This is a genomic window from Protaetiibacter sp. SSC-01, assembly GCF_014483895.1.
In the GTDB taxonomy this organism is placed as follows: domain Bacteria; phylum Actinomycetota; class Actinomycetes; order Actinomycetales; family Microbacteriaceae; genus Homoserinibacter.
This window is the reverse complement of record NZ_CP059987.1, coordinates 893,385-913,958: the sequence shown is the minus strand read 5'-3', so window position 1 is coordinate 913,958 and position 20,574 is coordinate 893,385. Positions and strand designations below refer to the sequence as shown.

The following is a 20,574-nucleotide window of genomic DNA, read 5'->3' as shown; positions in this document are numbered from 1 at the left end:
GTTCGCACCCGTTCCTTCGGCGACTATCACGCGGAACGGGAACTCTCGTCAGGGGGCCGGGCGCCAGGCGCCGTCGGCGCGGAGAGCGGATGTGATGCGCCGGCTGCTCTCACCCAAGGCCCGCGCCTGCGCGGGCGTGAGGGAGCCGAACACGACGCGCCGCACGAGGTCGACGTGCCCCGGTGCCGCCGCCTGCTGCGCGCGTCGCCCCTCGGCGGTGATCCGCGCGAGGGTCACGCGCCCATCCGAAGGGTCGACCTCGCGGCGAACCCAGCCCGGGCGCTCGAGGCGCGCGACCGCCCGTGACAGCCGCGAGAGGGTGCTGTTGGCGTAGCCCGCGAGCTCGCTCATGCGCAGCACGCCGTCCTCGGCGCGGGCGAGCGCGTAGAGGATGCCGAACTCGAAGTGACTGAGCCCCGCGTCGCGTTGCAGCTGCGCGTCGAGAGCCGCGGGCATCCATTCGAGGAGCGTCGCGACGGCCGACCACGTGTCGAGCTCGTCAGGCGCGAAGTCGCGAGCGGGAAGCTCCGCGGATTCGGATGTCATGGTGCGAGCCTAGCCGATTACTTGCTTGGGAAAGTGATTTCGCCTACCGTTGACTTTCCCAGGAAAGTGAATCGGCGCCTCGCGCGCCCGGAAGGACCCCATGGATCTCCAACTCGACGGCGCCCGCGCCTTCATCAGCGGCTCGACCGAGGGCATCGGCTTCGCGATCGCCCGCACGCTCGCCGAGGAGGGCGCGGCTGTCGTGCTCAACGGGCGGCGGGCAGAACGCGTCGACGCAGCGGTCGCGCTCCTGCGCGAGGCCGTCCCGCGCGCCGACGTCACAGGGCTCGCCGCCGACCTCGCGGATGCCGCGCGGACGCGCGCTCTCGTCGAGCGACTCGGACGGGTCGACATCCTCGTCAACAACGTCGGCACGTTCGACGTCGCCCCGTTCGCCGAAGTCGGCGACGACGAGTGGGCCCGCTACATCGAGGTGAACCTCATGAGCGCCGTGCGGCTCTCGCGCGCCGTGCTCGGCGACATGATCGCGGCGGGCGCGGGCCGCATCCTCTTCGTCGGCACCGAGTCGGCCGTCGACGTGCCGGGCGACATGATCGCCTACGGCGCCACCAAGGCGGCCGCGCTCGCGCTCGCGAACGGCCTCTCGAAGCTCACGAAGGGCACCGCCGTGACCGTCAACACCGTGCTCGGCGGCCCGACCTACTCCGACGGCGTGGCGCGCACGATCGAGCACATCGCGCACGCTCAGGGGATGCCGGCCGAGGCGCTCCGCGACGCGCTCGTGCGCGACACGTCGCTCGCCCAACGCTTCCTCCGCCCCGAGGAGATCGCGAGCCTCGTGGCCTACCTCGCGAGCCCACTCGCGTCGGCGACGAACGGCGCGGCCCTGCGGGCAGACGGCGGCGTGCTGCCCACCGTGCTGTGATGCGAGCCTAGGTCGCCTCGCCGTCGAACGGCGGCACGGGCCCCTTGCCGAGCCGGCGCTGGCGCAGCTCGTACGCGGTCGCCGAGGAGCGGGTCGGCGTCGGCGGACCGGCGGGCACCGGGCCGGCCGGGTCCTCCTCGAGAAGGGCGTCGCGGATGATGCGGCGCGGGTCGTACTTGCGGGGATCGAGCTTCGCCCAGTCGACCTCGTCGAACTCGGGGCCCATCTCCTCGCGCATCCGGTCTTTCGCGCCGTTCGCGAGGTCGCGCAGCGAGCGCGTGAGGCGCGCGAGCTGGGCGGCGTAGCCCGGCAGACGCTCGGGGCCCACGAGGAAGACCGCGATCACGAGGATGATCAGGATCTTGTCGAAGGTCAACCCGAAGGACACCCGCTCAGGATACCGGCGCGGGCTGGGCACGGCCCTACGCTGGGAGGCGGAGGCGATGTGAGCGACAAAGACCTGAGCTGGAAGTTCGCGGAGGAGTTCCCCGTGGAACCCCCCGCGACGCAGGCTGCCCGGCAGCACTCGCTCGAGCTCGGCATCGACCCGGTCTCGCCCGCCGTGGGCGCCCAGCTCGCCGTGCTCGCCGCCGCGAGCGGTGCGCGCAACATCCTCGAGATCGGCACGGGCGCCGGCGTGAGCGGCCTGTGGCTCCTGCAGGGCGCCCCGAACGCCACGCTCACGACGATCGACGTCGAGATCGATCACCAGAACCGCGCGCGTCAGGCCTACGCCGACGCCGGCATCCCCTCCTCGCGCGCCCGCCTCATCGCGGGCCGCGCCACCGACGTGCTCCCGCGCATGAACGACGGCGCCTACGACCTCGTGCTCGTCGACGCCGACCCCGGATCGGTGCTCGACTACGTGGAGCACGGTCTCCGGATCGCGCGCACGGGCGGCGTGGTCGCGGTCGCCCACGCCCTGTGGCGGGGTCGCGTCGCCGACCCGGCGCAGCGCGACGAGACGGTCGCCGACTTCCGGGCCCTGCTCACGACGATCGCCGAGTCGGCCGCCGTCACGGCATCCCTCAGCACCGCGGGCGACGGGCTGCTGCAGCTCGTCAAGACGTCCGACTGACGCCCCGCGCGTCTCCCCCGCCGACGACCGCGCCCCGCCTGATCCGGAGATCAGACGGGGCGCGTCGGCTTGTGTCGGGTCAGCCCGCGATGACGCTCGCGAGAGCGTCGTGCAGTTCCTTGGCCTCGTCGTCGTTGACCGAGACCACCAGGCGGCCTCCGCCCTCGAGCGGAACGCGCACGATGATGAGGCGACCCTCCTTCACAGCCTCCATCGGGCCGTCACCGGTCCTCGGCTTCATGGCTGCCATGAGATGTCCCCTTTCGACGGTTGCTCATCCCCATTATCCCGTATGCGGGGGACACGGGCGAATCCTGCGGCGGGCCAGCGCCGCGGGCACGGTGACGGGCGCCTACGGCGGCGACCAGTCGCCCGGCACGCGCACCCAGCAGAAGTACACCCACCACAGCTGCCCGAGCACGCCGAGCACCACGAGCACGACCCGCAGCGCCCGCGAGCGCGGCACCGCGAAGGCTCCGAGGGCGGGCGACAGCGGCAGCAGCAGGCGCCACGTGCTCGACTGCGGGAAGAACACCGCCATGAGATACACAAGGTAGCTCACGAGCCACAGCCGCAGCTCGCCGAGACGACGTCCCCACGGGCTCCCGAGGAACACCGCGAAGAGGGCGACCATGACGACCACCGCGACGACCGCGAGCGAGGTGGCCGGCGCATCCGCTCCCGCGAACTCCAGCCAGAACGCGATGCCGCGCAGCCACGCCTCGAACGGCACGAGCTCTCCGTAGCCGAGGTAGCTCGCCCGCCACGACAGCTCGGTGTCGAGGTAGGCGCTCGGCGAGCCCGTCACGGCCCACGCGACAGCCGGCCACGCGAGCCCCGCCGCGAAGCTCGCGAGGCCCGCGGTCACGAGCCCCCAGAACTCCCGCGGGGGCAGCGGATGCGCATCGGCGTCGCGCCGCCGCCTCCAGATCCGCAGGGCGAACACGAGCAGAAGGAAGAGCGCGAACGCGAGCCCTGACGGCCGCGTGAGTGACATGAGGATCACGACCGGCACGAGCGTCCAGAACAGACGCCGCTGCACGAGCAGGAGTGCGAGGAACAGCAGCGCGAGCCCCGCCGCCTCCGCGTAGGCGACCTGGAACATGGGCGACAGCGGGGCGGTGCACAGCAGCACGACGCCGAAGAGCGCCGAGCCCGGCGAGAAGCCGTTGCCTCGCAGCAGCCGTTCGAAGAGCAACGCCGCGCACGCCCCCGCCGCAAGCGACAGCAGCACGGCGAGCGGCGGGAACGGGAACCCCAGCCGCGCGAAGACGCCGAGCAGCAGTGGGTAGGCCGGCATGAACGCCCACGCGTTCTGCATGACGTGGCCGGATGCGTCGACGGGCAGCTCGGATGGGTAGCCCGCGACCGCGATGAGCCAGTACCACTGACCGTCCCAGTTGCTCGCGAACGTCGCGTAGTCGAGCGGCGAGGCGCCCGTCGTGCGCGCCTGCTCGCCCGCGCCCCACAGCATGATCGCCGTCGTCACGACGCGCGAGAGCGCGAAGACGACGAGCACGCGGCCCCACCAGGGTGTGAGGCGCCACCGCACGAGCGCGGGGAGGATCAGCCGGCGCTGAGCCATCGGCGCAGGCCCGCCTCGACCCGCTCGATCTGCGCCACGGGCACGCGCTCATCGTCGGCGTGGGCGAGACTCGGGTCGCCGGGGCCGTAGTTCACGGCGGGGATGCGGAGAGCGCTGAAGCGGGCGACATCCGTCCACCCGTACTTGGGTCGGGCCTCGCCGCCGACCGCGGCGACGAACTGCTGGGCGAGCGGCGCGTCGAGGCCGGGGCGGGCGCCCTCGGCGAGGTCGGCGACCGCGATCTCCACCGGGAGGCCGGCGAGCAGCTCCTCGAGGTGGGCGAGGGCCTCGGCGCCGCTGCGGCTCGGCGCGAAGCGGTAGTTGACGTGCACGGTGCACTCGTCGGGGATGACGTTGCCGGCGACGCCGCCCGAGATGCGCACGGCCGAGAGACTCTCGCGGTACACGAGCCCGTCGACCTCGACCTCGCGCGCCTCATACGCGGCGAGGCGCTCGAGCACGGGCGCCATCGCGTGGATGGCGTTCTCGCCCATCCAGGCGCGGGCCGAGTGCGCGCGCTTGCCGCGGGTCGTGACGTCGACGCGGATCGTGCCGTTGCATCCGCCCTCGATCTTGCCGTTCGAGGGCTCGCCGAGGATCGCGAAGTCGGCCTGCAGCAGCTCGGGGCGCTCGCGCGCGATGCGGCCGAGGCCGTTGAGCGAGGAGTCGACCTCCTCGTTGTCGTACCAGACCCACGTGACGTCGATCGCGGGCTCGGCGAGCTGGGTGGCGAGCGCGAGCATGACCGCGCATCCGCCCTTCATGTCGACCGTGCCGCGGCCCCACAGGATGTCGCCCTCGAGCCGCGCGGGCAGGTTGTCGTTGACCGGCACCGTGTCGATGTGACCCGCGATGACGACGCGCTGCGGGCGGCCGAGGTTCGTGCGGGCGACGACGGCGTCGCCGTCGCGCACCACCTCGAGGTGCGGCTGCGCGCGCACAACATGCTCGATGGCGTCGGCGATCGCGGCCTCCTCGCCCGACACCGAGAAGATGTCGACGAGCTGGCGCGTGAGCTCGGGGGTGCTGGTGGCGAGGTCGAGGGCGGGCACGGACCAACCCTACCCAGCCGATAACCTGGCACTATGACGACCGCCTGGGGCCACGGACTCGCCACGATCGCCGCCGACGGAACCGTGCTCGACACCTGGTTCCCCTCCCCCGCGCTCGGCGCCGCCCCCGCGGACGCCTCCGCGCCCGCCGAGGTGGCCGACGGGGTCGGCGCCGACCCCGTGCGCGAGGTCACGACCGAGGCGATGCTCGTCGAGATCGACACGGATGCGGCCCCCGCCTCCACCCCGGACGCCTACCTCCGCCTCCACCTCCTGTCGCACCTGCTCGTCAAGCCGAACGAGGTCAACCTCGACGGCGTCTTCGCCCACCTGCCGATCGTCGCGTGGACGACGGGCGGGCCCGCGCATCCGTCGGTGCTCTCGAGCGGGCGCGCTCGCCTGCAGCGTGCCGGCATCTCGGTCACGGGCGTCGACAAGTTCCCGCGGATGCTCGACTACGTCGTGCCCGAGCGCGTGCGCATCGCGGATGCCGCCCGCGTGCGGCTCGGCGCGCACCTCGCCCCCGGCACGACCGTCATGCACGAGGGCTTCGTGAACTTCAACGCCGGAACGCTCGGCTCGTCGATGGTCGAGGGGCGCATCTCGCAGGGCGTCGTCGTGGGCGACGGCTCCGACATCGGCGGCGGCGCCTCCATCATGGGCACCCTCTCGGGCGGCGGCACGGAGCGCGTCGTGATCGGCGAGCGCGCCCTCCTCGGCGCGAACTCGGGCATCGGCATCTCGATCGGCGACGACTCCGTCGTCGAGGCGGGCCTCTACGTCACGGCCGGCACGAAGGTCACCTACCGCCTGCCGGCTGGGCCGCGCACCGTGAAGGCCGTCGAGCTCTCGGGCGTGCCCGGCATCCTGTTCCGCCGCAACTCCGTCACGGGTGCCGTCGAGGCACTGCCCCGCGACGGCCACGGCGTCGAGCTCAACGCCCAGCTGCACGCCTGACGCGTCCGACCCCGCGACGACGAAGGGCCCCGGATCTCGTGGATCCGGGGCCCTTCGCGTGCGGCTGCTTAGGCGCCGACCTTGAAGCGGGCGAAGCCGTTCACGGTCAGACCGGCGTCGGCGACGACCTTGCCGACGGTCAGTTTGTTGTCGCGGGCGTAGTCCTGCTCGAGCAGGGCGACCTGCTTGAAGTAGGCGCCGAGGCGACCCTCGACGATCTTCGGCAGGGCGGCCTCCGGCTTGCCCTCGTTGCGGCTGATCTCCTCGACGATGCGACGCTCGTTCTCGACGTCGGCCTCGGGCACGTCCTCGCGCGTGAGGTAGGCCGGGTCGGCGAACGAGATGTGCTGAGCGATCGAGCGGGCGGTCTCCGCGTCGTCACCCGTGTAGGAGACGACGACGCCGATCTGCGGCGGGAGGTCCTTGCTCGTGCGGTGCAGGTAGACGGCGAACTTCTCGCCGGCGATGCGCACGACGCGGCGCAGCTCGATCTTCTCGCCGATGGTCGCGGCCTGGTCCTCGATGAGGGAGGCCACGGTGCCGCCGTCGACGGCGACCGCGAGGGCCGCGTCGACCGTCTCGGCACCCGAGTCGGCGAGCGCGGCGACGATCTTGTCGGCGAGGGCGACGAACTTGTCGTTCTTCGCGACGAAGTCGGTCTCGCACGCGAGCTCGATCATCGTGACGGCCGTGGCCGACTCGACGACGGCGATGAGGCCCTCGCTCGTGGAGCGGTCGGCACGCTTCGCGTTGCCCTTCGCACCCTTGAGGCGCAGGATCTCGACGGCCTTCTCGATGTCACCATCGGCCTCGACGAGAGCGTTCTTGGTGTCGACCATGCCGGTGCCGAGGCGCTCGCGCAGGGCCTTCACGTCTTCCAGGCTGAAGTTGGCCATGGATGTGTTCCTTAGCTGTTCGAAATCGATCGGGGGGATTACTCGGCGGCCTTCTTGGCGGCCGGCTTCTTCTTCGCCGCGGGCTTCTCCTCGGCGTCGGCGTCGGCAGCCTTCTCGGCGACCTCCGCATCCGCGTCGTTCTGCTCGGTCGGGGTCTCGGCCTCGACGACCTCGGCCACGGCCTCGGCGCCCGCCTCGACGTCACCCTCGACACGGTTGTCGACGGACTCGATCTTCTCGGCGACCGACTCGGGGTTGCTCGACGCCTCGAGGAGCTCGCGCTCCCACTCGGCGAGCGGCTCGACGGCGGAGACGTTGCCCTCGGCCTCGGGCTTCTGGTGACGCTGGATGAGGCCCTCGGCGGCGGCGTCGGCGATGATGCGCGTGAGCAGGCTCACCGAGCGGATCGCGTCGTCGTTGCCCGGGATCGGGAACTGCAGCTCGTCGGGGTCGGCGTTCGTGTCGAGGATGCCGATCACGGGGATGCCGAGCTTCGTGGCCTCGTCGACCGCGAGGTGCTCGCGCTTGGCGTCGACGACCCAGATCGCGCTGGGGGTCTTGGTGAGGTTGCGGATGCCACCGAGCGTCTTGTGCAGCTTGTCGAGCTCGCGCTTCTTGATGAGGAGCTCCTTCTTGGTGAAGCCCTTCGTCGTGTCGTCGAAGTCGATCTCCTCGAGCTCCTTCATGCGCGCGAGACGCTTGGAGACCGTCTGGAAGTTGGTGAGCAGACCGCCGAGCCAACGCTGGTTCACGTAGGGCTGGCCGACGCGCGTCGCCTGCTCGGCGATGGCCTCCTGGGCCTGCTTCTTGGTGCCGACGAAGAGCACGGTGCCGCCGTGGGCGACCGTCTCCTTGACGAACTCGTACGCCTTGTCGATGTAGGCGAGCGACTGCTGGAGGTCGATGATGTGGATGCCCGAGCGCTCCGTGAGGATGAAGCGCTTGACCTTCGGGTTCCAGCGACGGGTCTGGTGTCCGAAGTGGACGCCGCTGTCGAGCAGCTGGCGGATGGTGACGACGGCCATGGCCGCATTCCTTTCCTCGCAGGGCACGGCCATGCCGACTCTGCGGTTTCTCAGTTGTCTGCCGCGACCGGTCGGCCGCGATCCCTGGTGCCCTGGCGCGCATCCGCCGACCCCTGCGGGTCGGACTGAAGGAATTGAGCCGTGTGCGATGGGCACGCGAAGTCACCCGCCGGAGCGGGTGCTGAAGTCAGTGTAGCAGCGAGGGTGTACAGCCCGCGGCCACGGGTCTATGCTGAGGCCGCCCGGATGGCCCGAGGCATGTGAGCGAGAGGAGTGAACGATGCGCACCGTCTTCGTCGTGCCCGTTTCCACGACCCTCATCACCGAGGTCATCGCCCGCTAGCAGAACCGCCGGCGCGGTGGCCTCCCATCCGGAAGACCACCGAATTGACGCACATCTTCGGCGACGACTTCGTCGTCCCCACCTTCACCTTCGCCGACGTCGAGCCCGACGCCGGCCAGCGCTGGTCCACGTGGCCGGCGGTCACCCCGTCCGAGCGCGGCCCCAAGCCGTGGCCGGACTGGGTCGTCACCTCAGCCGCCGCGCTCGACACCGAGCTCGGCATCCTCAAGACGGGCAAGGAGGCCGACGTGTTCCTCATCGAGCGCGCCGTGCCCGACGGGTCGGAGAGCTGCCTGCTCGCCGCGAAGCGGTACCGCTCGGCCGAGCACACCGACTTCACGCGGTCCGAGGTCTACCGCGAGGGGCGCCGCGAGCGACGCTCCCGCGATCAGCGGGCTGTCGAGCGCGGCACGGCCTACGGGCGCTCGGTCGCGGCCGTCGCGTGGTCGAACGCCGAGTTCGCGGCGCTGTCGCGCGCATGGGAGCTCGGCATCCCGGTCCCCTATCCCGTGCAGGTCAACGGCACCGAGCTGCTGCTCGAGTTCATCGGCGAGGACACGGTCGCGGCCCCGCGGCTCGCGCAGTCGGACGCGGCGGGCGCGGAGCTCGCGGAGCTCTTCGCCCAGGTCGAGTCGATCGTGCTCGGCTTCGCGCGGGCGGGCTGGGCGCACGGCGACCTCTCGCCGTACAACCTGCTCGTGCATCGAGGACGCGTCGTCGTCATCGATCTGCCTCAGCTCGTCGATGTCATCGCCAACCCGAACGGCATGGAGCTGCTCGAGCGCGACTGCCGCAACGTGTGCACGTGGTTCTCGCGCCGCGGACACGAGTGCGACGCGGAGGAGCTCTTCGCGCGGGCGGTGGCGGAGCTGTTCTGAGGGGCGGCGGGTGCCGTCTGTGCTGCCCCTGTCGTTGCTGCTGTTGTGCCGGAGTTCCGCTGTTGTGCAGGAGTTCCGCTGTTGTGCAGGAGTTCCCGGAGCCCGCCTCCCGCCCGCTCCCGCATCCGGGGGTCCCGGGAGACGCTCTCCTGCACAACAGCGAACGGTTCCTGCACAACAGCAGGTGGAGCGGATGAGGCGGCTGCGTGGGCGAAGCGGCCGGCACTGCGTGCGTGCGGCGGGAGATGTTGCTCCCGCCGCGTGATGGGATCGGCGTCCGCTGGCGCGCTTGCTCCCGCCGATTGCTCCCGCGGCGGAATCGATGCCGTGGTCCGCGGCTCACTGCTGGCGCGGCGGTGGGCAACATCCGCTCCTCCGCAGAGTGCAGGGGGCGGTCTTCTGCGCAGAAGGGGCGCGAAGCGGCGTTGGCGGGGGCTGCAGCGCCCAGCATGGACGGATGCGCGTCCCCGTCCGCCGTCTCGCCGCCCTCGCCGCCGCCGCGGCGCTGTGGGCGTGGCCGCTCGCGGCGCCGCATCCGATCGCTCGCCCGTATCTGGCGCCCGCGACACCGTACGCGTCGGGGCACCGCGGCATCGACATCCGCTCGGGAGCCGGCGCCGAGGTGCGCGCTCCCGCCGACGGGGTCGTACACTTCGCGGGCGTCGTCGTCGACCGCCCCGTGCTGTCGATCGATCACGGCGGCGGTGTGCTCTCGAGCTACGAGCCCATCGAGACGGCGCTGCAGAAGGGCGATCCGGTGCGCCGCGGCGAGGTGGTGGGCACGCTGCTCGCGGGGCACTGCTCCTCTGGCGCCTGCCTCCACTTCGGCGTGCGGATCCACGGCGAGTACGTCTCGCCGCTCCTCTTCCTCGGCGGCCAGCCCCGCGCAGTGCTGCTGCCTCCCTGAGCCGGTCGGGCATCGGCGCGGGGCTCAGGGGACAGCGGGGGGCGGATGTCCTGAGTTGAGTGTGAGCGCTTCCCCGGGGGCGCGGCGGGGGCCAGGATGGGCGCATGGACCCGGAGTTCCCCGTACCCGAAGCGGGCTTCCCAGCGCTGTTCGGGATCGTCACGGCGATCATCATCATCGGCGCGATCGTCGTGGTGGTGATGGCGCTGCTCAACGCACGGAAGGCGGTGGAGCTGGGGCACAACCCACTCACGATGCAGACGGAGCTGCAGGCGAAGATCCTCGACTCGCAGGCTCTCGCGCCCGAGCGGACGGTCGAGGACCGGCTCGAGGAGCTCGAGCGCCTCCGAGCGGGCGGCTCGGTCGACGACGCCGAGTACGAGGCCGCGCGGGCGCGCATCCTCGGATCGATCTGACGCGAGACCGGTCGAACCGTCAGGCGCGCGGGTGGGCGAGGCGATAGGTCTCGCGCAGACGCTCCGTGGAGACGTGCGTGTAGAGCTGGGTGGTGGCGAGGCTCGCATGGCCGAGCATCTCCTGCACGATGCGCAGGTCCGCTCCCCCGTCGAGCAGGTGCGTCGCGGCCGTGTGCCGCAGCGCATGCGGACCGGCGGGCCCCGTGCCGGGGAGCTCGCGCAGCTCGCGCGCGACGAGCTCGTAGACGGTGCGCGTGCTGAGGCGGCCGCCGCGCGCACCCAGCAGGAGCGCGTGACCCGACTGCTCGGTGCGCAGCGCGGGGCGCGCGCGCACGAGGTAGTCGTCGATCGCGGATGCCGCGGGGCCTCCGTAGGGCACGACGCGCTCCTTCGCACCCTTTCCGAGCACGCGGACGGTGCGGGCGCCGCGGTCGATGTCGTCGATGTCGAGGCCGACGAGCTCGCTCACGCGCAGAGCGGATGCGTAGAGCAGCTCGATGATGGCGACGTCGCGCAGCGCGACGGGGTCGCCCTCGGCCGCCTGCGCGTGGAGGCCGTCGAGCAGGGTGTCCATCTGCCCGCGCGTGAGCACCCGCGGGAGCCGCCGCCCGGCGCGCGGGGTGCGCAACCGGAGCCCCGGGTCGTTGCTCGTGACGCCGCTGCGGGTGAGCCAGGCCGTGAAGGAGCGAGCGGATGAGACACGGCGTCCGAGGGTCGATGCGGCAAGACCCTGCTGCGAGCCCCGCCACAGCCAGTCGCGGAGGGTCTCGAGGTCGAGGGAGGCGGCATCCGTCTCGCCCAGCGCCTCGGCGAACCCCACGAGGTCGGCGAGATCGTTGCCGTAGGCCCGGATGGTGTGCCGCGAGTAGCCGCGCTCGAGCGTGAGCTCGTTGAGGTAGGCCTCGACGGCCGCGCGCAGCTGCATGCAGCCATGCTCGCACCGGGCGCCGACGGCGCGGCCTATTCGGCGGGCGCGGCGCCGCTCGAGCGGAGGTGGTCTTCGAGGTTGAAGGTGGACCGCTTGTTGGAGAACGCCTCTCGGCGTTCCTCATGCGTCATGGCGGTGAGCGCGTCGAGGAAGGCGCCCGAGAAGCCGGCGACGCGGGGGGCGTCGGTGATGGGCACGATGGAGTGCACGACCTGGTCGTCGTAGACGTGCACGAGGTTGAAGGTCTGCCCGCCGTCGATGCCGGCGAGGCTGCCGGGCTCGGCGCTCGAGTCGATCGTGTAGCAGGTGGCTGCGGCGACCGAGACCGGGACGCCCGCGAAGGTGCCGGTGGTCGAGTAGTGCAGGTGGCCCGCGAGCACGGCGCGCACGTCGGTGCCGCGGATGACGTCGGCGAGCTCGGCCTGGTGGTCGAGCTCGAGGATCGCCATGAGCTCGACGGGGGTCGGGATGGGCGGGTGGTGCAGGGCGATGAGGGTTCCGTGCGGCGCGGGGGTGGCGAGCTCGGCGCGCAGCCACTCGAGCTGTTCGGGCTCGAGGTCGCCGTGATGGTAGCCAGGCACGGTCGTGTCGAGGGCGATGATGCGGAGGCCGTTCACGTCGTAGACGCGGTCCTGCGGCTTGGTCGTGATCGGTTCGCCGAGCAGGATCTCGGCGAAGGGCCCGCGCTCGTCGTGGTTGCCCATGACCCAGATGACGCGCGACCCCATCCGCTCGGCCGGTGGCTCGACGAGACCTTTGAGCCGCTCGTACGCGTCGGGCTCGCCGAGGTCGGTGAGGTCGCCCGTGATGACGATGGCCTCGGGGCGCATGCCGCTGCGCTCGAGCTGCGCGAACGCGCGGGCGACCGTGGCATCCGTGTCGACCGCGCCGTAGAGCGGTCGTCGCCCGCCGAGCAGGTGCGTGTCGCTCACGTGGGCGATGACGTGGATCGGCGGTGCGTGCTGCCCGAGCTGGACCATGCTGCGAGGGTAACCCGCACCCCTGTCTTGCCACAGCACATCGCGCCACGGGACCTCGGGCGACGGCACATCGGCCCACGGCACATCGCGCGACGAGCCCTGGTGCTACGTGACCTTCACCCACCCCGCTCCCCGTTCCTTGACGATGCCCTCGAGCGCGAGCAGCCCGAGCTCGGCGCGCACGCGGTCGACGGCGAGCCCCGAGAGCGTCGCGAGTTGCTCGGGCGTGCGGGCGCTGCGCGGGGCGAGGGCGTCGAGGAGGCGGATGCGGGTACCCGCGGGGTCCGCGGCCGGGCGGCCCCGGGCCTCCGCCCCCTCGACGGTCTCGGGCGCGCCCCGGCCGGATGCGAGCCGCGCGTCGCCGGGCGCGTCGGGCTCGGGCGCATCGGGCAGCGGCGCGAGCTCGGCGATCTCGGCGGCGCTCGTGACGCAGACCGCGTCGTACTCGCGCAGCAGCCGGTGGCATCCCGCGGATGCGGCGCTCGTGATGGGACCGGGTACCGCCCCGAGCGGGCGGCCGAGTGCCGCGGCGTGGCCCGCCGTGTTGAGAGAGCCCGAGCGGGCGCCCGCCTCGACGACGACCGTCGCGAGGCTCGAGGCCGCGATGAGCCTGTTGCGCTGCAGGAACCTCCATTTGGTGGGTGCGACCCCGCACGGCACCTCGGAGATGGCGACACCGCGCTCGATGATGCGCGAGAGCAGGCCCTCGTGGCCCGACGGGTAGAAGCGGTCGAGCCCGCCTGCGAGGAAGGCGATGGTGTCGGCGCCGCTCGCGAGCGCCGAACGGTGGGCGGCACCGTCGACGCCGTAGGCGGCGCCCGAGACGATCGTGTATCCGCGGTCGGCGAGGCCCGCGGCGAGCTCGACCGTGACGTGCTCGCCGTAGCCGGTGGCGGCACGCGCGCCGACGATGGCGACTCCCCGTTCGAGCGAAGGCAGCCGCCCGCGATCCCCCCGCATCCACAGGGCGAGGGGCGCGAACGCCGCGAGGTCGTCGAGGCGCTCGGGCCAGTCGGGGTCGCCCGGCACGACCAGGGACACGGCGAAGCGCGCGGCCTGTCGGAAGGAGAGCAGCGCGTCGGCTTTCGAGATGCGCGGCGTCCACCGTGCGACGGCCTGGTCGAGCTCGTCGTCGTCGAGCTCGGTGTCGTGGTCGGCGAGCGCGTGTCGCAGCACCCCGCCCTCCCTGTCGTCGATGAGGGCCGCGAGCGCGGCCTCCGCCCCGAGCGCGGCGACGACGATGCCCGCGACCCGGTCGCCCGGTTCGGCGATGCCCGTCCAGGTGGCGCGGGCGAAGCGCTCGGCGACGGCGTCGCGATCGTGGGCGGGGTCGGTGACGGGTCGCACGAGCGACGCGACGGTCGCGTCGGCGATTCCGAGGATGGTCATGCGGCGGCCTTCCGGAGGTAGAGGGCACGACCGATCTGGTCGAGCCCGGGACGTTCGACGCCGTCAAGGTCGGCGAGGGTCCAGGCGAGACGGAGCACGCGGTCGTAGCCGCGCATCGTAAGCGCCCCGCGTTCGAGCGCGCGGTCGAGCCCTGCGGTCGAGCCCGGCACGGGCGCGCCCTGCGCACGCAGCCAGCTGCCGGAGACGTGCGCGTTGAGCCGCCACGGCGTGCCCGCGAGCCGCCGGGTGGCACGGGCGCGCGCCTCGATCACGCGGGCGCGAGCCGCCTCGCTCGTCGTGGCGGGCGCATCCGCTCCCACCCGCAGCTGAGCGGCCGTGACGCGCGGCACGTCGAGCCGGATGTCGACCCGGTCGAGCAGGGGGCCCGAGAGCCGCCCGAGGTAGCGGCGGCGCACGAACGGCGTGCACGTGCACTCGGCGTCGCGCACACCCGCGTTGCCGCACGGGCACGGGTTGGCGGCGAGCACGAGCTGGAAGCGGGCGGGGAAGCTCGCGGTCGCGGCGGCGCGCGAGATCGTGATGACGCCCGACTCGAGGGGCTGGCGCAGGCAGTCGAGGGCGGAGGGCGCGAACTCGGGCGCCTCGTCGAGGAAGAGGATGCCGTGGGCGGCCCGCGCCGCCGCGCCCGGCCGGATGACGCCGCTGCCGCCGCCCACGATCGCCGCGGGCGATGCGGAGTGGTGCGGAGCCTCGAGCGGCGGCCGCGTCGCGAGCGAGCGCCCGACGGGGAGCCCCGCGAGCGAGCGGATCGAACTCACCTCGATCGCGGCGCGGTCGTCGAGGTCGGGCAGGATGCCCGGCAGCCGCGACGCGATCATCGTCTTGCCCGCGCCGGGCGGCCCGAGCAGGAACATGTGGTGTCCGCCCGCCGCGGCGACCTGCACGGCCTCGACGGCATCCCGGTTTCCGACGACGTCGGCGAGGTCGCCCGCGTCGTCGGCAGCCTCGGACGCGGGTGCCGGGAGCAGCGGCTCGACCTCGACGGGGTCGATCTCGGCGCCGTGCCAGATGGCGGCGTCGCGCAGGCTCGCGACGGGCACGACGCGCACACCGGGCACGAACGAGGCCTCGTCGGCGTTGCCCGCGGGCACGAGCACGGTGTCGAAGCCCGCCCGCTCGGCTGCGAGCACCATCGGCAGGATGCCGCGGCACGGCCGCAGACGACCGTCGAGCCCCAGCTCGCCGAGGTGCACGACGCCCGTGACGGACTCGGGCGCGACCCAGCCCTCCGCGGCGAGCACCGCGAGTGCGATGCCGAGGTCGAAGGCCGATCCGGTCTTCGGCAGGGACGCCGGCGACAGGTTCACCGTGACGCGACCGCCCGGGAAGTCGAAGCCGCTGTTGCCGACCGCCGACCGCACGCGTGCCTTCGCCTCGCCGAGCGCCGCATCCGGGAGCCCGACGAGCACGAACGCGGGCAGACCGCTCGCGGTGTCGGCCTCGATCTCGACGGGCGCGCCGTCGAGGCCCAGCAGGGCGACGGCGTGGGCTCGCCCCACCCCCATCAGAACACCCCCACGAGATGCTCGATGCGCGGCTCGGCACCGCGCGGCGCGAGCACCGCGACGGCGTCGATGCGGATGCGTCCGCGCTCGCGGGGGTGCGCCTCACACCACACCCCCGCGAGCCGACGCAGGCGGGCGAGTTTCACGGGCGTGATCGCCTCGAAGGGATGCCCGAAGGCCGTCGAGGTGCGCGTCTTCACCTCGACGAAGACGAGCGCGTCACCGTCGCGCACGACGAGGTCGATCTCGCCGTGGCGGCACCGCCAGTTCCTCTCCACCAACCGGTACCCGCGGGAGAGCAGATGCCTCTCCGCGAGCCGTTCACCGCGTCTGCCGAGCTCGTCCTTCGCCGCCATGCGCACGAGCCTCGCGAAGCGGCGCCGGGCATGGAGCGGCGGACGCCGGAATCGGGGATGAGCTCAGCAGCTCACGCCTGTGGACGACCGGCTCGCGCCCACCCGGCCACCTGGGACGCGTCGGAGCGCACCCACACCTCGGGCTCCCCCACGACGCGCACGCCATCCGTGAGCCACCGCGTGACGCCCGGGCCCCAGCCGGCGATGAGCGACGCGCACTCGTCGTCGACAGGCAGCGGCCGCCCTGCGAGCACGAGGTACTGCGCGATCGAGAGCCGCACGGCGTTCCACTCCTGCGCGACCGCCGACCAGTCGGGGATGACCCAGCGGCCCTCGCGGCCCGTCGCGCGGCCCCAGTCGTGCCGGCGCGACGAGGTCACGTCGACCGGATGCCGCCTGCACAGCTCGACCCACGTCGCCTCGTCGATGTCGAGCACGCGACCGGCCCCGCGGGTGGGCGACACGAGCGCACGCTCCCAGCCGAGGGAGTCCTCGACGAGCGTCAGCCCGCACGGCACATCGGCGAAGGTGTCGCTCGCGGTCGGCAGGCACGTCGGGAACGACCACCATGTGCCGCTCGTCATCGAGCCCGCGCGACCCTGTGCATCCGCGACGCGCGCGTGCGCCTCGTCGCTGTGCGTCTCGCCGCGCCACTGCTCGAGCACAGCATCTGGGTTCGTGAAGGCGAGCGTCGCGCTCGCGTCGGCGTCAAACTCGACGCGCCAGCCCGAGCCGAACGACGACCCGCTCCAGCGCGCGAGCAGGTGGTGCGCCACGAGGCGGTCGGCGACCGCGATGAGCGCCTCGGCGACCTCGGGCTGCGCCGCGAGCTCGTCGCGCGCATCCGGAGCCTGCCAGTACGTCGCGCTGTCGACCGTCGACGCGAGGCACTCGAGCACGCGGGTGTCGTCTGCGGCCACGGCGTCGATCGACTCCGCCCGGATGCCGCCGAGCGCCCGGCCCGCATCCGCGAGCCCGGTGGGTGGCGGCAGGGGCTCGTCGGCGCCCGCACCGAAGCGCAGCACGGCGACGCCCTCCCCGTGGAACGCCCGCTCCGCGTCGAACACCGCCGGCACGACCGCGGGCTCGGCCGCGAGCGCGACCTCGAGGCACAGCCTCCGCCCACGGGGAGCCGCGAGCAGCTCGGAGGGCGAGGGCACGTGCACGGTCAGCCCTGGTAGCCGATGAGCCAGTGCACGCCGAAGCGGTCGCGCACCTGGCCGTCGTGGTCGCCCCACGCGCGCGCGGCGAGGGGCTCGAGCACCTCGCCGTCCTCCGCGAGCGCCGCGAACCAAGCCTCGAGCGTCGCGGGCTCGGCGGTGCCGAGCAGCGAGAACATGCCGCCCCGCATCCGGAAGGTGGCGTCGTCGCCCACGGCATCCGCCGCGAAGAGGGAGACGGGGCCGCTCAGCTCGCCGTGGGCGATGAGCTCGCCCGGGCCGTCGTCGCGCCCGAAGTCGGCGAAGGTGTTGAGCGTGAGCTCTCCCCCGAACACCTCGTGGTAGCGCGTGAGCGCCTCGCGCGCCGTGCCGGGCAGCATGAGGTAGGGGGTCAGACCGGCCATGCGTCAACGGTACTCCGCCTGCCCCGTCCGGGGGCGGGGCGGCGAGTTCCCGTACGACCCCCCGCTCTCCGACGGGAGCACCCTCCCGGTGCCGTGCCATCGCATGGATTGGCGCGCCTCCGCGGATGCATAGGCTCGACGGGTGACCGTCTTCGCCGGCATCCTGCTGCTGCTCAACGCCCTCGTCAACGTCGCGTGCTGGCCGACGTTCCTGGGGCGCGTCGCGCGCGACGTGCGCGCCCGCGACGAGCGGGGCCGCCCGACGCGTTTCCTGCGCGTGCACCAGGTGCTCGTCGCGATCGCGATGGTGCTCGCGGCTGCCTCCGCCGTCGCGGGGGTGTGGCTGCTCGTCAGCTGACGTCGCCGTCGACGTAGACCCAGCGGCCGTCGACGCGCGTGAAGCGCGAGCGCTCGTGCAGGAGCCCCGCGCCATCCGGAGCACGGTACGAGGCGCGGAACTCCACGACGCCCTCCGCGTCATCCGGCCCGCCCGCGACCGTGTCGACGATCTGCAGGCGCCGCCACACGACATCCGCATCGAGGTCGACCTCGGCGGGCTGCGTCGACGGATGCCACGACGCTGTCAGGTAGGCGGCGTCGCCGCGCGCGAACGCCGAGAACCGCGAGCGCATGAGCGCCTCGGCGGTGAGGGCCGGCGCGCCCGCGTGGAGGGGCCCGCAGCACTCCGCATAGCCACGGCCCGAGCCGCACGGGCAGGCCGCGTCGCCGGACACGGCGCTACTCGTCGAGCGCGAGCTCCTTGGGGAGCTCGAGGTCCTTGTCGCCGCGCACCTCGACGTTGACGTCCTTGAAGGTGAGCACGCGAACGCTCTTCACGAAGCGGTCGGCGCGGTACACGTCCCACACCCACACGTCGTTCATCGTGAGCTCGAAGTAGAAGTCGTGCTCGGTGTCGTGCCGCTCGAGCGTGACGTCGTTGGCGAGGTAGAAGCGCCGCTCCGTCTCGATCACGTACTTGAACTGGCCCACCACATCGCGGTACTCGCGATACAGCGAGAGCTCCATCTCGCGGTCGTAGTCGTCGAACTCGTCCTCGTCCATCGGGGATGAGTCTAGTTCCGGTGAGCGCACTCGTCCTGCTCGTGCTGTTGTGCAGGAGATCCCGGCCCCTGGCATCCGCTCACCCCTGAATTTCCAGGCCTCCCGCGCCCACCGCGCGCGGGAGTCCCTGCACAACAGCGAACTCCTGCACAACAGCCCGGCGTCAGAAGAGGGCGGGCTGCTTGAGCCAGCTCCAGCGGTGCAGAGCGGATGCGCCGAGCCGGTCGATCGCGGCGTAGTGGGTCGCCGAGGCGTAGCCCTTGTTGCTCGTCCACTCGTAGCCCGGGTGTACCCCGTCGGCGTCGATCATGAGGCGGTCGCGGTGCACCTTCGCGAGCACGGATGCCGCTGCGACGCTCGCGCAGTCGCGGTCGGCCTTGACGCGGGTCACGACGCGCGGCCGCGAGGTGTCGGGGCAGTCGGCGAGGGCCGGCGTGAGCCAGTCGTGCGAGCCGTCGAGCACGACGACGGCCGCCTCGACGGGCACCCCCGCCGCGACGAGCGCCTCGATGCCGCGCACGGCCGCGAGGCCGAGGCCCGCGATGATGCCGAGCGTGTCGACCTCCGCGTTGCTCGCGAGGCCGACGGCCGAGTGCGGCGCCCACGCGAGCACCTCGGGGTGCAGCTCCTCACGCCGCTGCTCCGAGAGCAGCTTCGAGTCGCGGAGCCCCTTCGGCATCCGCTTCACGTCGGGCAGGAAGACGCCGAGGCCGACGGCGACGGGACCCGCGATGGCACCGCGGCCCACCTCGTCGACGCCGATCACGAGCGCCGCTCCGTCGCGGAAGAGCCCGCGCTCCATCCGCAGCGTCGGATCGGCGGCCGTCATCCGTCCGCGCCCTCCGTGTCGGGCTCCTCGTCCGCATCATCGGGCTCGGGTGTCGGGGCGGGCGTGCCGCTCTCGACGCCGTCGAAAACGACGGGGTAGTTGTCGAGCCACGTCCAGCGGTCGACGGGCCACGAGATGAGGATCGCGCGGCCCACGACGTTGTCGCGCGGAACGAAGCCGTTGCCCGGCTTGTCGCGGTTGTAGCGGGAGTCGCGCGAGTTCCAGCGGTTGTCGCCCATGACCCACAGCGAGCCCTCGGGCACCGTCACGTCGAAGTCGTCACGCGAGACGCGCGTCACGCCGTCGGGCAGCTTCACGTAGTCGGACTCGTCGAGCGGCACGCCGTTGACCGACATGCGCCCGAAGTCGTCGCAGCACACGACGTGGTCGCCGGGCAGCCCGATGACGCGCTTGATGAGGTGGTCGTTCGAGTCGGGCGCCGTGAGGCCCACGATCGAGCCCAGCCACTCGAAGAAGCCCGTGACCGGGTCCTTCGGGGGCTCGAACACGGGGTCGAGCCAGCCGCCGGGGTCGGTGAACACGACGACGTCGCCGCGCGAGACGGGCGTGAGCTCGGGCACGAGCTGGTTGACGATGATGCGGTCGTTCACGAGCAGCGTGCTCTCCATCGACTCCGACGGAATGTAGAACGACCGGATGAGGAACGTCTTGATGAGGAAGGAGATGACGATCGCCGCGAGCACGATGACGACGACGTCGCGGAGGAAGAGCGCGAAGCCCTTCTTGCGCTTGTCGGAGGCGTCCTTCTCGGCCGACTCGCCGACGGCCTTCTCCGCGTCGTCCGCGGGCGTCTCGTCCGCGCGCGCCTGGGTGTCCTCGCTCATCACTCCCCTGAGATCCCTGCAAGCATATGCGCCGCCCCCGGCGCCTCCGGGCATGCGACACCCGCTCGCACCGACGGGCCCCGAAATGCGTCGGAGCCCGGCCCGCGGATGCGGGTGCCGGGCTCCGGAAGCGGATGCCGCTGAGGCTCAGGCCTCGCGACGCTCCTTGATCTTCGCCTTCTTGCCGCGGAGCTCGCGGAGGTAGTAGAGCTTGGCGCGACGGACGTCACCGCGGGTGACGACCTCGATGTGGTCGATGACCGGCGAGTGCACCGGGAAGGTGCGCTCGACGCCGACCTGGAAGCTGACCTTGCGGACCGTGAAGGTCTCGCGCACGCCCTCGTTGGCACGGGCGATCACGACGCCCTGGAACACCTGGATACGCGAGCGGCTGCCCTCGATGATGTTGACGTGCACCTTGACGGTGTCGCCGGGGCGGAACTCGGGGATGTCGGAACGCAGCGAGGCGGCGTCGACGTCGTCGAGGATGTGCATGATTTTTCGCTCTCTGCGCCCGCCACAGGTC

The 20,574-nt window shown here is 72.4% G+C and carries 26 protein-coding genes; 7 read left to right on the top strand and 19 right to left on the bottom strand.

Going from position 1 to position 20,574, the window contains the following annotated elements:
* Positions 1-48: 48 nt before the first annotated feature.
* Positions 49-546, bottom strand: a complete 498-nt coding sequence (locus tag H4J02_RS04325) for a MarR family winged helix-turn-helix transcriptional regulator (RefSeq protein WP_187675883.1) — start codon at positions 544-546, stop codon at positions 49-51.
* A gap of 100 nt (positions 547-646) precedes the next feature.
* On the opposite strand from H4J02_RS04325, the gene H4J02_RS04320 reads away from it, so the two are divergent.
* Complete coding sequence (locus H4J02_RS04320; RefSeq protein ID WP_187675882.1) at positions 647-1,432, top strand: SDR family NAD(P)-dependent oxidoreductase; 786 nt, start codon at positions 647-649, stop codon at positions 1,430-1,432.
* A 7-nt stretch (positions 1,433-1,439) separates the two neighbouring features.
* Here H4J02_RS04320 and H4J02_RS04315 read toward each other — a convergent pair whose 3' ends face one another.
* The gene (locus tag H4J02_RS04315; RefSeq protein WP_187675881.1) at positions 1,440-1,820 is read right to left on the bottom strand and encodes a Sec-independent protein translocase TatB; all 381 of its coding nucleotides are present in this window, start codon (positions 1,818-1,820) and stop codon (positions 1,440-1,442) included.
* 57 nt (positions 1,821-1,877) lie between these two features.
* On the opposite strand from H4J02_RS04315, the gene H4J02_RS04310 reads away from it, so the two are divergent.
* Positions 1,878-2,510, top strand: a complete 633-nt coding sequence (locus tag H4J02_RS04310; protein ID WP_187675880.1) for an O-methyltransferase — start codon at positions 1,878-1,880, stop codon at positions 2,508-2,510.
* A gap of 79 nt (positions 2,511-2,589) precedes the next feature.
* Here H4J02_RS04310 and H4J02_RS04305 read toward each other — a convergent pair whose 3' ends face one another.
* From H4J02_RS04305 to dapE, 3 genes are all read right to left on the bottom strand, one after another.
* Complete coding sequence (locus tag H4J02_RS04305) at positions 2,590-2,760, bottom strand: DUF3117 domain-containing protein (protein ID WP_120762851.1); 171 nt, start codon at positions 2,758-2,760, stop codon at positions 2,590-2,592.
* 102 nt (positions 2,761-2,862) lie between these two features.
* A complete protein-coding gene (locus H4J02_RS04300; RefSeq protein ID WP_187675879.1) occupies positions 2,863-4,095 on the bottom strand; it encodes a hypothetical protein in 1,233 nt (410 codons plus the stop codon).
* A complete protein-coding gene (dapE, locus tag H4J02_RS04295; RefSeq protein WP_187675878.1) occupies positions 4,077-5,147 on the bottom strand; it encodes a succinyl-diaminopimelate desuccinylase in 1,071 nt (356 codons plus the stop codon). The genes H4J02_RS04300 and dapE overlap by 19 nt, the downstream gene beginning before the upstream one ends.
* A gap of 33 nt (positions 5,148-5,180) precedes the next feature.
* On the opposite strand from dapE, the gene dapD reads away from it, so the two are divergent.
* A complete protein-coding gene (gene dapD / locus H4J02_RS04290; RefSeq protein WP_187675877.1) occupies positions 5,181-6,104 on the top strand; it encodes a 2,3,4,5-tetrahydropyridine-2,6-dicarboxylate N-succinyltransferase in 924 nt (307 codons plus the stop codon).
* A 68-nt stretch (positions 6,105-6,172) separates the two neighbouring features.
* Here dapD and tsf read toward each other — a convergent pair whose 3' ends face one another.
* The gene (gene tsf, locus H4J02_RS04285) at positions 6,173-7,000 is read right to left on the bottom strand and encodes a translation elongation factor Ts (protein WP_187675876.1); all 828 of its coding nucleotides are present in this window, start codon (positions 6,998-7,000) and stop codon (positions 6,173-6,175) included.
* Positions 7,001-7,038: 38 nt separating this feature from the next.
* Complete coding sequence (gene rpsB / locus H4J02_RS04280) at positions 7,039-8,025, bottom strand: 30S ribosomal protein S2 (protein WP_187675875.1); 987 nt, start codon at positions 8,023-8,025, stop codon at positions 7,039-7,041.
* A gap of 387 nt (positions 8,026-8,412) precedes the next feature.
* Between rpsB and H4J02_RS04275 the strand changes: the two genes are divergently transcribed.
* From H4J02_RS04275 to H4J02_RS04265, 3 genes are all read left to right on the top strand, one after another.
* A complete protein-coding gene (locus H4J02_RS04275) occupies positions 8,413-9,246 on the top strand; it encodes an RIO1 family regulatory kinase/ATPase (RefSeq protein WP_316250702.1) in 834 nt (277 codons plus the stop codon).
* A 457-nt stretch (positions 9,247-9,703) separates the two neighbouring features.
* Positions 9,704-10,153, top strand: coding sequence for a M23 family metallopeptidase (locus H4J02_RS04270; protein WP_187675874.1), 450 nt, complete (start codon positions 9,704-9,706; stop codon positions 10,151-10,153).
* A gap of 104 nt (positions 10,154-10,257) precedes the next feature.
* Positions 10,258-10,569, top strand: coding sequence for an SHOCT domain-containing protein (locus tag H4J02_RS04265; protein ID WP_187675873.1), 312 nt, complete (start codon positions 10,258-10,260; stop codon positions 10,567-10,569).
* 19 nt (positions 10,570-10,588) lie between these two features.
* On the opposite strand, the gene H4J02_RS04260 is transcribed toward H4J02_RS04265, so the two are convergent.
* The 7 genes from H4J02_RS04260 to H4J02_RS04230 all read right to left on the bottom strand — a co-directional run bounded on the left by H4J02_RS04260 (position 10,589) and on the right by H4J02_RS04230 (position 17,312).
* Positions 10,589-11,494: a tyrosine recombinase XerC gene (locus tag H4J02_RS04260; RefSeq protein WP_187675872.1), complete on the bottom strand. Its 906-nt coding sequence runs from the start codon at positions 11,492-11,494 to the stop codon at positions 10,589-10,591.
* A 35-nt stretch (positions 11,495-11,529) separates the two neighbouring features.
* Positions 11,530-12,477: a phosphodiesterase gene (locus H4J02_RS04255; protein ID WP_187675871.1), complete on the bottom strand. Its 948-nt coding sequence runs from the start codon at positions 12,475-12,477 to the stop codon at positions 11,530-11,532.
* 105 nt (positions 12,478-12,582) lie between these two features.
* Positions 12,583-13,866: a DNA-processing protein DprA gene (gene dprA, locus H4J02_RS04250; protein WP_187675870.1), complete on the bottom strand. Its 1,284-nt coding sequence runs from the start codon at positions 13,864-13,866 to the stop codon at positions 12,583-12,585.
* Entirely contained in the window at positions 13,863-15,392 is a 1,530-nt protein-coding gene (locus H4J02_RS04245) for a YifB family Mg chelatase-like AAA ATPase (protein WP_187675869.1), read from the bottom strand. Before H4J02_RS04245 ends, dprA begins: the two co-directional genes overlap by 4 nt.
* Complete coding sequence (locus tag H4J02_RS04240) at positions 15,392-15,748, bottom strand: YraN family protein (RefSeq protein ID WP_187675868.1); 357 nt, start codon at positions 15,746-15,748, stop codon at positions 15,392-15,394. Before H4J02_RS04240 ends, H4J02_RS04245 begins: the two co-directional genes overlap by 1 nt.
* 71 nt (positions 15,749-15,819) lie before the next feature.
* Positions 15,820-16,908 (bottom strand): hypothetical protein, encoded by a 1,089-nt coding sequence (locus H4J02_RS04235; RefSeq protein WP_187675867.1) that lies wholly within the window; start codon positions 16,906-16,908, stop codon positions 15,820-15,822.
* 8 nt (positions 16,909-16,916) lie between these two features.
* Positions 16,917-17,312, bottom strand: coding sequence for a VOC family protein (locus H4J02_RS04230; protein ID WP_187675866.1), 396 nt, complete (start codon positions 17,310-17,312; stop codon positions 16,917-16,919).
* A 142-nt stretch (positions 17,313-17,454) separates the two neighbouring features.
* On the opposite strand from H4J02_RS04230, the gene H4J02_RS04225 reads away from it, so the two are divergent.
* The gene (locus tag H4J02_RS04225; protein WP_187675865.1) at positions 17,455-17,670 is read left to right on the top strand and encodes an SCO4848 family membrane protein; all 216 of its coding nucleotides are present in this window, start codon (positions 17,455-17,457) and stop codon (positions 17,668-17,670) included.
* Here the strand turns inward: H4J02_RS04225 and H4J02_RS04220 are convergent.
* From H4J02_RS04220 to rplS, 5 genes are all read right to left on the bottom strand, one after another.
* The gene (locus H4J02_RS04220) at positions 17,663-18,046 is read right to left on the bottom strand and encodes a YchJ family protein (protein WP_187675864.1); all 384 of its coding nucleotides are present in this window, start codon (positions 18,044-18,046) and stop codon (positions 17,663-17,665) included. The genes H4J02_RS04225 and H4J02_RS04220 overlap by 8 nt on opposite strands.
* 4 nt (positions 18,047-18,050) lie before the next feature.
* Entirely contained in the window at positions 18,051-18,374 is a 324-nt protein-coding gene (locus H4J02_RS04215; protein ID WP_187675863.1) for a DUF2469 family protein, read from the bottom strand.
* A gap of 163 nt (positions 18,375-18,537) precedes the next feature.
* A complete protein-coding gene (locus H4J02_RS04210) occupies positions 18,538-19,203 on the bottom strand; it encodes a ribonuclease HII (protein WP_187675862.1) in 666 nt (221 codons plus the stop codon).
* Positions 19,200-20,048 (bottom strand): signal peptidase I, encoded by an 849-nt coding sequence (lepB, locus tag H4J02_RS04205; protein WP_187675861.1) that lies wholly within the window; start codon positions 20,046-20,048, stop codon positions 19,200-19,202. Before lepB ends, H4J02_RS04210 begins: the two co-directional genes overlap by 4 nt.
* Before the next feature lie 147 nt (positions 20,049-20,195).
* Positions 20,196-20,543, bottom strand: a complete 348-nt coding sequence (gene rplS / locus H4J02_RS04200; RefSeq protein ID WP_187675860.1) for a 50S ribosomal protein L19 — start codon at positions 20,541-20,543, stop codon at positions 20,196-20,198.
* Positions 20,544-20,574 lie beyond the last annotated feature (31 nt).